At 59.1% G+C, this 11,825-nt stretch carries 10 protein-coding genes and 1 rRNA gene; 9 read left to right on the top strand and 2 right to left on the bottom strand.

The window, feature by feature from the left end; translation table 11 throughout:
* The 9 genes from rrf to tusA all read left to right on the top strand — a co-directional run.
* Positions 1-107 (top strand): 5S ribosomal RNA (rrf, locus tag OP494_RS13740); the annotation flags it as partial.
* Positions 108-408: 301 nt separating this feature from the next.
* The gene (locus OP494_RS13735) at positions 409-1,122 is read left to right on the top strand and encodes a response regulator (protein WP_280541543.1); all 714 of its coding nucleotides are present in this window, start codon (positions 409-411) and stop codon (positions 1,120-1,122) included.
* A gap of 47 nt (positions 1,123-1,169) precedes the next feature.
* Positions 1,170-2,561, top strand: coding sequence for an ATP-binding protein (locus tag OP494_RS13730; RefSeq protein WP_280541555.1), 1,392 nt, complete (start codon positions 1,170-1,172; stop codon positions 2,559-2,561).
* Between the two features lie 359 nt (positions 2,562-2,920).
* On the top strand, positions 2,921-4,174 hold the full coding sequence (locus OP494_RS13725) for an ABC transporter substrate-binding protein (protein WP_280541541.1): 1,254 nt from the start codon (positions 2,921-2,923) through the stop codon (positions 4,172-4,174).
* A gap of 72 nt (positions 4,175-4,246) precedes the next feature.
* Entirely contained in the window at positions 4,247-5,176 is a 930-nt protein-coding gene (locus OP494_RS13720; protein WP_280541539.1) for a sugar ABC transporter permease, read from the top strand.
* Positions 5,169-6,047, top strand: a complete 879-nt coding sequence (locus OP494_RS13715) for a carbohydrate ABC transporter permease (RefSeq protein ID WP_280541538.1) — start codon at positions 5,169-5,171, stop codon at positions 6,045-6,047. The genes OP494_RS13720 and OP494_RS13715 overlap by 8 nt, the downstream gene beginning before the upstream one ends.
* 14 nt (positions 6,048-6,061) lie before the next feature.
* Positions 6,062-7,189: an ABC transporter ATP-binding protein gene (locus OP494_RS13710; RefSeq protein WP_280541536.1), complete on the top strand. Its 1,128-nt coding sequence runs from the start codon at positions 6,062-6,064 to the stop codon at positions 7,187-7,189.
* Positions 7,190-7,305: 116 nt separating this feature from the next.
* Positions 7,306-8,379, top strand: coding sequence for a 23S rRNA (cytidine(2498)-2'-O)-methyltransferase RlmM (gene rlmM / locus OP494_RS13705; RefSeq protein ID WP_280541534.1), 1,074 nt, complete (start codon positions 7,306-7,308; stop codon positions 8,377-8,379).
* A gap of 57 nt (positions 8,380-8,436) precedes the next feature.
* Complete coding sequence (tusA, locus tag OP494_RS13700; protein WP_280541533.1) at positions 8,437-8,688, top strand: sulfurtransferase TusA; 252 nt, start codon at positions 8,437-8,439, stop codon at positions 8,686-8,688.
* A gap of 12 nt (positions 8,689-8,700) precedes the next feature.
* Here the strand turns inward: tusA and OP494_RS13695 are convergent, their stop codons facing one another.
* The gene (locus tag OP494_RS13695; RefSeq protein ID WP_280541531.1) at positions 8,701-9,402 is read right to left on the bottom strand and encodes a hypothetical protein; all 702 of its coding nucleotides are present in this window, start codon (positions 9,400-9,402) and stop codon (positions 8,701-8,703) included.
* Between the two features lie 167 nt (positions 9,403-9,569).
* Complete coding sequence (locus OP494_RS13690; protein WP_280541529.1) at positions 9,570-11,747, bottom strand: TRAP transporter fused permease subunit; 2,178 nt, start codon at positions 11,745-11,747, stop codon at positions 9,570-9,572.
* Positions 11,748-11,825: the final 78 nt, after the last annotated feature.

Here is an 11,825-nt window from a genome sequence, read left to right as displayed (position 1 = left end):
CATAGCGAGCGTGTCCCACCTGATCCCATGCCGAACTCAGCAGTGAAACCGCTTAGCGCCGATGGTAGTGTGGGGCTTCCCCATGCGAGAGTAGGTCATCGTCAGGCATTTATTTCGACACCCCCGGCCAGTGGTCGGGGGTGTTGTCGTTTATGGGGCTGAAAAACAATGGGATTGACTTGGGTGAATGAAAAGCTACTACGTTGAAGAGCGTTCAGGCGCCCATAAAACCCACCCATATTGCGTATGTACGTTATATTCCTCCCCCTTTGGTCTTGTCGCTCCATGATTCGCTTGATGCTCAGGAAAGGCCATCGCATCATCGATAAAGAACCGTGACGATAACCAACAAATATCCGCAGTGCCTTCTGTCGAATTGGGAAGCAGCGGCAGGGAGCGTCTCCCACTATGACGATGAATCATACGACACTAGCTGTCATCGATGACGACGTCGAAATTCGTGAATTGTTGCAAACTTACCTTGAGCAACATGGTTTCAAGGTCGTGCTGGGGGGTGACGGCGACGCCTTACCTACCTTGATACGTGATGAAGATCCCGATTTGCTGATACTCGACATCATGATGCCGGGAGAAGATGGGTTGTCGCTTTGTCGCGACCTTCGTCGCCATAGCAGCCTGCCCATCATCATGTTGACCGCCAGTGTGGATGAGACCGACCGTATTCTCGGACTCGAACTAGGAGCCGACGACTATTTGGCCAAGCCGTTCAATCCGCGTGAACTGCTGGCGCGTGTCAAGGCGATATTGCGCCGCGTCAAGCCATTACCGGCTGCGGCCACACGTATCGTCCGGTTCGGGCCCTGGTCACTGGATAGGATTACGCGTGAGCTGATCGACGATGCGGGTAACCGAAGTCATCTATCGGGCGCGGATTATCAGTTACTCGGCGTGTTTCTTGATCATCCCGAACAGGTGTTGTCTCGCGAGCGCTTGTTCGATCTTAGTCGGGGACGCCGCGCGCCCCCCTTGGATCGTTCCATCGATGTACACGTCTGCCGCTTGCGTCAGCGTCTAGGAGAAGATGCCCAGCATTCGCAATTGATCCGTACCGTGCGTGGGGCAGGTTATGTTCTGGCCACTCCCGTGGAATCGGTGGTGTGAAGCGATGGTGGCGTCCGCGTACCCTTAGGGGACGTTTCGTATTGATCATGTTGCTGGGCGTGTTAGGCGCGCAGATTGCCAGCTACGGGATCTGGAGTTGGCAGGAAAATCGCGAGCGCATGGTGAGGCTCGATACCCTATCGCGTCATCTCGCCGAAAGCTTGGCTGCCACCGTACGTTACTTCAGTTCCTTGCCGTATGAGTACCGGCATATCGTGCTCGATCAATTGCGGGATATGGGGGGAACCCGCTTCTTCGTCAGCGTCAACGATCATCGCATTGCCTTGCCGAGTACCAGTGGAGGCAACGCGCGCGAGATGGTGGCCGCTAATTTGCAAGAGGGACTCGTGCAAGAGCTTGGGCAGCGAGAGATGTACATCGGGTTTTCACGGCCCAGCGACCTGCGTGTGTTCAATAATGAGGTTCCCCTCGCGGAACTCCCTGCCCATTGGGCGCACCGTAGCTTGGCTATCACACCGTTGTCGACGCCCATTCTCGTCGTGCAAATGCCTCTCGAAGGGGGCAATTGGTTGTTCGTCGCGACCTCCCTTCCCATGGCGGAGTCCCTGGAAGACGCCACGTGGCTATCCGGTGACCGGCTGTTCGTCTCCATAGCCGTATTGCTGACGGTCATCGCACTGTCGTTATGCGGAATACGCTGGTTGACGCGACCGCTCTCGATCCTGGCCAAGGCGGCCAGGCGTCTGGGGGACGATCTAGAATCGCCGCCGCTTGCCGAACGCGGGCCCCGTGAATTGCGTGATACTGCGATGGCGTTCAACCGCATGAGTGAGCGGATTCGCCATCAGGTCGAGGAGCGTGAGCGTTTGTTTTCTGCCATTTCGCATGATCTCAAAACCCCCATCACACGCTTACGCCTACGTGCCGAGATGCTCGACTCATCCGCTCAGCGTGAGGCTTTCATACGCTCCCTGGATGAAATGGATCAGTTGGTGAAGGGCGCCTTGGCCTCAGTGAAAGGGTTGGACCTTCACGAGACGACTTCAGCGATCGACGTAGACACGCTGATGAAAGACATCATAGAAGAGCTCGCCGTACATGAAGGTGCTTCGGTCCACCTTGAAGGGCGTGCGGGATGGTTGTCTGCGAAGCCATTGGCACTCAAGCGTTGCTTGGCCAACCTCATCGAGAACGCCATTTTTTATGCGCAGCATGTGAATATCGCACTTCACCGGAATTACGAGCATATTGTCATCGGGATCAGTGACGATGGGCCGGGCATTCCTCAGGCACAGCGGGAGCGTGTCTTCGAGCCTTTCGTGCGGCTCGAGCCCTCTCGGAGTCGCCACACCGGGGGGAGTGGTCTGGGGCTTTCCATTGCTCGGCATATCGTGAGAGCCCACGGGGGGGAGATCTACTTGAATGAGTCCACTGAAGGAGGACTGAGCATCCGGCTAAGCTTCCCCTTGGCACATTGAGTTTCCTGCGGTTGTAGCAGGGTTGGATATTACAGAGCTGCAATATGTCGCCAAGACTTCGTAAGACTCGGTAACCCAAACGCATGTTGGCATACGCTACGCTCGAAGCCAGGGATCGGGGGCGTTCGATCCGCTGGCTCATGGTCGCCACTAAGGGACTGACGTCATAACGATAACGGCCGCGGATGGCGCCATTCATTCGAGTGTGAACAGTGCTGGGCGACCGTCCTTCGGGCCTTTTTTCTCCCTTCCTCGCCCCGTCGACGCTTCGCTGGCCGCTCCCGAAACTGGTAAGACACGAGGCATACCCTCGTGATTGAGCGACCCATGTCGCGATAACAACCATAAGGAGTTACGCCATGAAAACGATCCATGCGCTCGCCGCAGGTGCTCTGCTGGCTGCTGCCGTGGGACAGGCCAATGCCGCTGAAATCGAAGTCCTCCATTGGTGGACCTCGGGGGGCGAAGCCAAGGCCGCCAACTTGCTCAAGGAAAAACTCGAAGCCAAAGGCCACACCTGGAAAGATTTCGCGGTTGCCGGCGGTGCGGGCGATAGTGCCATGACGGTACTCAAGTCGCGTGCGATCTCAGGGAATCCACCGGCGGTGGCGCAAATCAAAGGGCCCTTGATTAAAGAGTGGGGCGACATGGGGTTCCTCGGAAACATCGATAAAGCCGCCGAAGCCGATGGCTGGGACGACTTCCTTCCCCAGGAAATCGTCGCCGCCGATAAAGTCGACGGTCACTATGCCGCAGTCCCCGTCAATATTCATCGCATCAACTGGATCTGGGCCAACCCTGAGGTGCTGGAAGATTCAGGCGTCGATCACGTGCCGCAGACCTGGGACGAGTTCTTTGATGCTGCCGACAAGATTCGCGAAGCGGGCTACATTCCGCTCGCTCACGGTGGTCAGCCCTGGCAGGATGCGACCGTTTTCGAAGTGGTCATGATGGGGATCGGGGGGGGCGATTTCTATCGCAAGGCGTTCGTCGACCTGGACCCTGAAGCGTTGACCAGCGACACCATGATCAAGTCGCTCAAGACCTTCAAGAAGCTACGCGGCACGATGGACGAAAACATCGCCGGCCGTGACTGGAACATCGCTACCTCGATGGTCATCAATGGCAAGGCGGCCATGCAGATCATGGGCGACTGGGCCAAGGGCGAGTTCACTGCCGCGGGCATGACGCCGGGCGAAGACTACGAATGCGTTGCCCCGCCGATGACCGAAAGCATGTTCTCCTACAACACCGATAGCCTGGCCATGTTCGACGTCGACGACGAAGGTAAGCAACAGGCCCAACTGGACCTGGCGAGTATTGTGCTGTCGAAGGATTTCCAGGTCCAGTTCAACCAAGCCAAAGGGTCGATTCCAGTGCGCCTGGACGTCTCTCTCGACGATTTCGATGCCTGCGCCAAGGCTTCGCGTGAGGCCTTCGATGTCGCCATGGACGAAGGTGGGCTGGTGCCTAGTCTGGCACATGGAATGGCGGTGTCGGATAGCCAGCAAGGTGCGGTGTTCGATGTCATCACCAACTTCTTCAATGATCCTGACATGAAGGCCGAAACCGCCTCAGAGCGACTGGTTAGTGCCGTGCGCGCGGCCGAGTGAGGTGAGTCGTTGCTCGCTGCCGAGACGTGAGTCGGTAGCGAGCAATCGTGTCTTGTCAAAAGGATATCGTTGATGCCATCAAATGTATCTGCGCCTGCTTCCGGAGAGCGACGACACCGTCGCTCTCTGGCGGGCCATATCGAACGTGTATTGCCCCGTCTGGTCGTCGCGCCTTCGCTCGGGGTGGCGTTGTTTTTCGTCTATGGCTACATGCTCTGGACGTTTCTGCTGTCATTGACCAACTCGCGGATGTTGCCGCAATACGATTTCGTGGGATTCGCGCAGTACGCGCGACTTTTTGCCAATGAACGCTGGCACGTAGCGGCTACTAATCTGGTGGTGTTCGGTGGCTTGTTCATCGTGAGCTGTCTGGTGATAGGGCTACTGCTAGCGATTTTTCTCGATCAGCGTATCCGACAGGAAGGCGCTTTGCGCACGATTTACCTGTATCCGATGGCGCTTTCCTTGATCGTGACCGGGGTCGTCTGGCGCTGGTTGCTCAATCCAGGGTTGGGTATCCAGGCGATGGTGCGTGGCTGGGGATTCGAAGACTTCACCTTCAACTGGCTCGTCGATAGCGACATGGCGATTTACACCCTGGTGATTGCTGCCGTATGGCAAGCGTCCGGGTTCGTGATGGCCTTGTTCCTGGCCGGTCTCAGGAGTATCGACGACAGCCTCTTTCAGGCGGCGGCGCTGGATGGCGCCAGTTTACCGCGTATCTACACACGCATCGTCTTGCCGAGCCTGCGCCCCGTAGTGTTCAGTTCCGTGATGATTCTCGCCCATATCGCCATCAAGAGTTTCGATCTGGTCATGGCGCTGACGGGAGGCGGCCCCGGCTACGCGACCGACCTGCCCGCCACTTTCATGTATGCACACACTTTTACACGAGGGCAGATCGGCCTGGGGTCGGCGAGCGCGATCATGATGCTATGCGGCGTGTTGGCGATCTTGGTGCCGTATCTGTATTCCGAATTGCGAGGGCAGCGACATGGCTAACATGGTACGTCGACATACAACCTCGGCACGGCTATGGCGAGCCGGGCTATATACGCTGCTGATCGTGGCGGCGCTGGTGTATTTATTGCCACTCGTGGTCATGCTTCTGACATCGCTGAAGCCCTTGGATGACATTCGTGCCGGTGGCCTCTTGTCGCTGCCCAGCACGATTTCCTTCGAGGCCTGGAGCAAGGCATGGGGTTCGGCCTGCACCGGTATGCGCTGTAATGGCATGTCGGGCTACTTCCTCAACTCGATAGCCATCGTCGTGCCCGCCGTGGCGATTTCCTCTTTAGTGGGCGCGCTTAATGGTTACGTGTTGACCAAATGGCGTTTTCGTGGCGCGAACCTGTGTTTTGCACTGCTGCTATTCGGCTGCTTCGTGCCGTTCCAGGTGGTGCTCATGCCCATGGCGAGGACGTTGGGCTGGCTGGGGCTGGCCAGTTCCACCAGTGGCTTGGTGCTTGTGCATGTGGTGTATGGCATCGCGTTCACGACGCTTTTCTTCCGTAACTATTACGTGTCGATACCCGATGAAATGATCGCTGCCGCCAAGCTAGACGGCGCGGGTTTCTGGCGTATTTTCTGGCGCATTCTGCTGCCGGTATCGGGCCCCATCATCACCGTGACGGTCATCTGGCAATTCACTCAGATCTGGAATGATTTCTTGTTTGGGGTGTCGTTCGCGGGCTTTGACTCGCAGCCGGTGACGGTAGCACTCAACAATATGGTCAACACCTCCACCGGCGTTAAGGAGTACAACGTCGACATGGCAGCGGCCATGATCGCCGCCTTGCCGACACTGGTGGTGTATGTGTTGGCCGGAAAATATTTCGTGCGCGGGTTGACCGCGGGATCCGTCAAGGGTTGATTACAGAGGTCATTATGTCCGCTTTGAACGTCCGTCACGTCAACAAGACATTCGGTAGCACGCAGGTACTCAAGGATATCTCACTGGCGATTGACTCCGGGGAGTTCCTGATCCTGGTCGGCCCCTCGGGCTGCGGGAAGTCGACCTTGATGAATACCATCGCAGGGCTCGAGCCCGTTACCAGCGGTGAAATACGCATCGGTGATGAAGATGTGACCTGGCATACCCCGTCCGAGCGCGATATCGCCATGGTGTTTCAGTCCTATGCGCTTTATCCGAGCATGAACGTGCGGCAAAACATTTCCTTTGGGCTGGAGATGCGCAAGATGCCCAAGGCCCAGCGCGAAGAGGCGGTCTCGCGCGTGGCTGAGCTGTTGCAAATCACACCGCTGCTTGATCGCAAGCCTTCGCAACTATCGGGTGGGCAGCGCCAGCGCGTGGCCATGGGCCGCGCCTTGGCGCGTGAGCCGCAGATCTATCTGTTCGACGAACCGCTCTCGAACCTGGATGCCAAGTTGCGCGTGGAAATGCGCACCGAGATCAAGAAATTGCATCAGCGTCTTGGGACCACCATCGTCTATGTCACGCACGATCAGATCGAGGCCATGACGCTGGCCGATCGAATCGCGGTGATGCGCGATGGAGAAATCCTGCAACTAGGTACGCCCCACGAAGTGTATAACGACCCCGTGGACATGTTCGTGGCAGGCTTCATGGGATCGCCATCGATGAACTTCCTGCCCGTTACGCTCGTGAGTCAGGCAAGCGGTTATGCCTTGCAAGTCCACGATGAGGAACAAGGCGGGACGGCGTTGACGTTGCCATGGCCGGCGGAGCGTGACACTCAGGAACTATCGGCCCGCGTCGGCGATCGTCTGGTCCTGGGATTGCGGCCCGAGCATTTCCTCGAAGATGACGCCATACAAGAAACGTCAGGCGAGGGGACGCGGCTCGAGGTAACGGCAACGGTGGTCGAGCCGACCGGTGCGGATACCCTGCTGCAGGCGTGGCTGGGTGGCAACGAGGTGACGGCTCGCCTGGGTCCGAAGAGTCGCGTAGTGGCGGGAGATCGAGTGGCATTGCGCACCGACTTGAGTCGCGCCGTCTTGTTCGATGAAAAGACCCAGCGGCGTCTGGCGTAGCAAGGCGTCAGACGCGTGTGGCACGGCCGGTACTGGAATAAGGCGCGGGGCATGATGGCTTGCCTCGCGTACTGTCCGCTCGTTAGACTGCCGGCCCGCCGATTCTGGAGTCCAACATGGCCGTCTGTCCGCACGAGTGGCTACTCTATTGCCGTCCCGGTTTCGAGAAGGACCTGAGCGCCGAACTCTCGGACAAGGCCGCCCACATAGGGCAAGTGGGATACTCCATTGCAGCGCCGGGAAGCGGCCATGTGCGTTTCGTGCTCGACCCCGCCACGCCTGCCAATGACGTGCATCGAGGCCTACCGCTCGAGGCGCTGGTGTTCGCGCGGCAATCGCTGGTGGCGTTTCCGCCCCTGGAAGACTTGCCGCGCGACGACCGGCTGACGGCGATCGTCGAGCTCGTCGTCGCCAGTGGCTGGTCGTTCGAATCGGTCTGGCAGGAAACGCCGGATACCAACGAAGAGAAGGCGCTAGCCGGTTTGATGAAGGCCTTGCGCAAGCCGTTGGAAAGTACGCTCAAAAAGCGCGGCGCGCTGCGTCGCAAGGCCGGTGGCCGGCGCTTGCATCTATTCTGGACGGCAGGGGATCGTGTCCAACTGGCGATAAGCTTCCCCGGTAACCGTGCCGAGCATCTCGGCGGCATATGGCGCCTGAAGTTCCCGCGTGAAGCGCCGAGTCGCTCGACCCTCAAGCTCGAAGAAGCCTGGCATGTCTTCGTGCCACGTGACGCCTGGCCGGCGCGCCTCAACGATGCCATGCAGGCGGCCGATCTCGGCGCCGCCCCTGGGGGCTGGACCTATCAGCTCGTGCGCCAAGGCATGTATGTCTACGCCATCGACAACGGCCCCATGGACGCAACGCTGATGGCCACGGGGCAAGTCGAGCACTTACGCGAGGATGCTTTTGTCTGGGAGCCCCCGATGCGCCTCGACTGGTTAGTGTGCGACATCGTTGATAAACCCATGCGCGTCATCGACATGGTGGAGCGCTGGTTGATCCAGAAGTGGTGCCGTGAAGCGATCTTCAACCTGAAACTGCCCATGAAGAAGCGCTGGGAAGAAGTGGCACGTTGCCTGACACGTCTTGATGATAGTCTGCAGCGAGCCGGCGTGCGGGCACGGATACGCGCTCGACATCTTTATCACGATCGCGAGGAAGTGACCGTGCATGTGTACCTGCAGGATTGAGGTCACCACGGCGATAGCGCATCATCGAGTTTGAGCGAACACGAGGTTACGTCATTTATGTCCGATCCCGATACGTCCCTGCCCACACCGGATGCCGTGCTCGATACCACCGGCCTGTATTGTCCTGAACCGATCATGATGATGCACAACCAGGTGCGGGACATGAACGTTGGCCAACTTCTAGAGGTCATCGCCACGGACCCCGCCACGACACGCGACGTGCCTAAATTCTGCACCTTCCTGGGCCATGAACTCGTCGCGCAGTCGCAGGAAGAGGAACGCTACCGCTATGTCATTCGTCTAGCCTGACGCCTCTCTCCATCAAGGCGATGATGAGGGGGTCGTCATCACGGCGAGGGCCTCCATCGTGGTGGGGTCTTGCTGCTTGATCTGATTGGCGATATGACGCTGGAAGTAATACACCGTCGCATGGCGGCTGTGGCCGGTGTAGAGGCAGGCATCGCCCGCCACGATCGGCGTCTGCTCGACACGTTTCTCGTCGACGAGTAGCGATTCCACTTTGCCGTCGTTGTACAAGCGCCAGCCAAATACCTGCTTGAGTTGCCAGCTCTCCCCGTCGCTGGCGAGGCACAGCGCATGCGTACCCTGAGTATCGGGCAACTGCTGTATCAAGGTCGGGGCCGACGTTTCTTCATACTCGAAATACGCGGCGGCATGTTCCAGTTCATAGACTTTATGTTCGGGCGGCGCGTGGAAGATCTCTTCCGTCTCGGGGTCGCGATAGCCGAAAAAGCGCCCATGGTCGGGACTGTCCATTTCATGACAGGCGGTCAGGGCTTCCATCCAAGGTACCAGGCCAACCACCTCGCCGCTTTCGCGGAGCCCCCAGGCCAACAGCGGCATGCCATACAGCGTGTCTGGGTCCGAAGCCAGGTGATACAGCATCTCGAGGCCATCCAGTTCAGGCGCCAAGCGTAGAATGCGGCGCTGCGCCTGACGTCGCTGCCTCATGGTGTCCAGGTCAATGACCCGGGCGGTGCGTGGGGACGAAACGATACCCATGGCAACCTCCTTGCGCAGCAGTAATAGGCCAAGACCTCGCTTCACTATTAGCACAGGCCAACGTGGAAAGTTAAGCGCTGATGCAGTGTTTTTTTGAGTACCACGCGTTACGCCCCCGAACGGTCAGGCCGAACGAGGGCGTTTTGAGGTGAGGCGTTTCCAGGTGGTCAGCTCGGTGTGGCGGTAGACGTGCCATTACGAGTGCGTTGCATGGCATAAAGCCCCACGCCAATCATCAGGCCGATGATATCGGTGTAGATACCGCCATAAATCATGCACAGCGCGCCTATCAGCATCACGAGGCGCTGCCAGGCCTTGACCGGCCCGAAGAACCACGCCTGCACGGTGGCCGACAGCAGCACTATGCCGAGCGTGGCGGTGACGCCGACCCGCAGGATCTGCAGCCACGAGCCCTCCATCAGCATGGCCGGGCTGTAGAAGAACATGAACGGCACGATGAAGGCCGCCAGGCCGATCTTGAACGAGGCCATGGAGGTCCCCATGGCATTGTCGCCCGAGATCCCCGCTGCCGCGTAGGATGCCAGCGCCACTGGCGGCGTGATGGCCGAAACGACCGCGAAATAGAACACGAAGAAGTGCGCCACCAGCGGCTGAATACCGATGTCGATCAAGCCGGGCGCCACCACGGAGGCCGCGACGGCGTAAGCGGCGGTGGTCGGCATACCCATGCCCAGCAGAATGCTGATGCACATGGCGAAGACCAGCGCCAGCAATTGGCTGACCCCGGCCAGACCGAGCAGCAACGACGAGAAGCGTGCCCCGACGCCGGTCAGCGCGATCACGCCGACGATCAACCCGGCACAGGCGCACACGGCGATGATCTGAATCGACATCGTCCCGGCCAGTTGCAGTGCCCGGAGGATGGCGCGTATTCCCATCTTGTTCGGCGAGACCCAGCTCACCACGGCGGCGGATGCCGTCGCCAGCGTCCCCGCGCGAATTACCGAGTAACCCATGAACAGCGCGGCGATCAGAATGATGATCGGCGCGAACAGGTAGACTTGCTTGACGAGCTTCGAGAAACGCGGGATCTCGTCCTTGCGCATGCCACGCATGCCTTTGCGAGCGGCCTCGAAATCGACCATGAAATAGACCGAGGCGAAGTACAGGATAGCCGGAATCAGCGCCGCGATAGCGATCTCGGTGTAAGGAATGCCGGTGATCTCGGCCATGATGAAGGCCCCGGCGCCCATGATCGGGGGCATGATCTGTCCGCCGGTGGAAGCGGCCGCCTCGATGGCGCCGGCGCTGCGTGGCGGATAGCCGACCTTCTTCATCAATGGGATGGTCAGCGAACCGGTGGAAACCACGTTGCCGGCGGAGGTGCCATTGATCATGCCCATCAAGCCAGAGGCGAAAATAGAGACCTTGGCGGGTCCGCCACGCGCCCGCCCGGCGGCGGCGAAGGCGAAGTTGACGAAATAGTCACCGACCTTGGAAGCCTGCAGAAACGCCGCGAAGATGATGAACAAGATGATGTAGGTCGAGGAAACGGCGGTAGTCGGCCCGAGAATACCGGCATCGGTGTAGACCTGACTGAAGAAGCGACCCACCGAGAGGCCCGGGTAGCCGAGGAATCCTGGTAGATGAGGCCCGACAAAGACATAGACCAGAAAGATCGTGGAGATGACCACCAACGCGAGACCGGCGACGCGGCGCGTCAGTTCGAGAATCAGCAGCGAACCGGCAATGGCCGCGTAGGAAATTCCCATGGGAGCGAAGGGCGTGCCGGTGGAGGCGCGTAGTTGGCTGTTGAACATCACCAGCAGATAGCCGGCCACGGCCAGCGAGCAGACCATCAACACCGCATCCGCCGGCGACAGCCCATCGCGAACCTGACGATAGCTCCATGACAGTACGATGCCCGCGACGGTCGCCAGCAGCAACGGATAGCCGAAGTGCCAGGCCTCGATCTCGGGGGCGATGCGCATGGCGCCGTCGTTCATCGTTTGATACATCATCGCCACCCGGACCAAGGCGTAGAACGCAGGGATCAACATGGCATAGCTCAACCAACGCAGCCAGGCACTCGAGCGCGCTTGCGGGGTCTCGGCGAATTGGGTACCAGCGTAGAAGCCATAGCCCAATATCAGGGCGCCGGCGATGTGCAGAATACGAAACGACCAAGTCTCGAGAGGGTAGATGTTGAGCGAGACCAGATGAAACAGTGAATAGACGATGGCCAGGGCGCCGAACAGCCACCATTGCCATCCGTCGTAGAGACGTCGGTTGGATTCGACGGCGACCTCGTCGACACCGTCGGCATTGACGGATTGGACGACGTCGTCGGCTCCCTCGTCACGGGATTGAGAATGTTGAGACATGAAAACACCCTTAGGTGTGAATAGGATGGCATGCATGCCGCCCCGCATCGTGGCGACGCGGGGCGGCGTTTAGCTAGA

It is taken from the genome of Chromohalobacter sp. 11-W (assembly GCF_029889905.1).
Lineage (GTDB): Bacteria > Pseudomonadota > Gammaproteobacteria > Pseudomonadales > Halomonadaceae > Chromohalobacter.
This window is presented reverse-complemented; position numbering and strand designations above follow the sequence as displayed.

Bases quoted from the DNA above. Each gene is read 5' to 3' on its own strand.
- OP494_RS13695 (WP_280541531.1), bottom strand. From the start codon at position 9,402: ATGGGTATCGTTTCGTCCCCACGCACCGCCCGGGTCATTGACCTGGAC.
- rlmM (WP_280541534.1), top strand. From the start codon at position 7,306: ATGGCCGTCTGTCCGCACGAGTGGCTACTCTATTGCCGTCCCGGTTTC.
- OP494_RS13735 (WP_280541543.1), top strand. From the start codon at position 409: ATGACGATGAATCATACGACACTAGCTGTCATCGATGACGACGTCGAA.
- OP494_RS13730 (WP_280541555.1), top strand. From the start codon at position 1,170: ATGTTGCTGGGCGTGTTAGGCGCGCAGATTGCCAGCTACGGGATCTGG.
- OP494_RS13720 (WP_280541539.1), top strand. From the start codon at position 4,247: ATGCCATCAAATGTATCTGCGCCTGCTTCCGGAGAGCGACGACACCGT.
- OP494_RS13715 (WP_280541538.1), top strand. From the start codon at position 5,169: ATGGCTAACATGGTACGTCGACATACAACCTCGGCACGGCTATGGCGA.
- tusA (WP_280541533.1), top strand. From the start codon at position 8,437: ATGTCCGATCCCGATACGTCCCTGCCCACACCGGATGCCGTGCTCGAT.
- OP494_RS13710 (WP_280541536.1), top strand. From the start codon at position 6,062: ATGTCCGCTTTGAACGTCCGTCACGTCAACAAGACATTCGGTAGCACG.
- OP494_RS13690 (WP_280541529.1), bottom strand. From the start codon at position 11,747: ATGTCTCAACATTCTCAATCCCGTGACGAGGGAGCCGACGACGTCGTC.
- OP494_RS13725 (WP_280541541.1), top strand. From the start codon at position 2,921: ATGAAAACGATCCATGCGCTCGCCGCAGGTGCTCTGCTGGCTGCTGCC.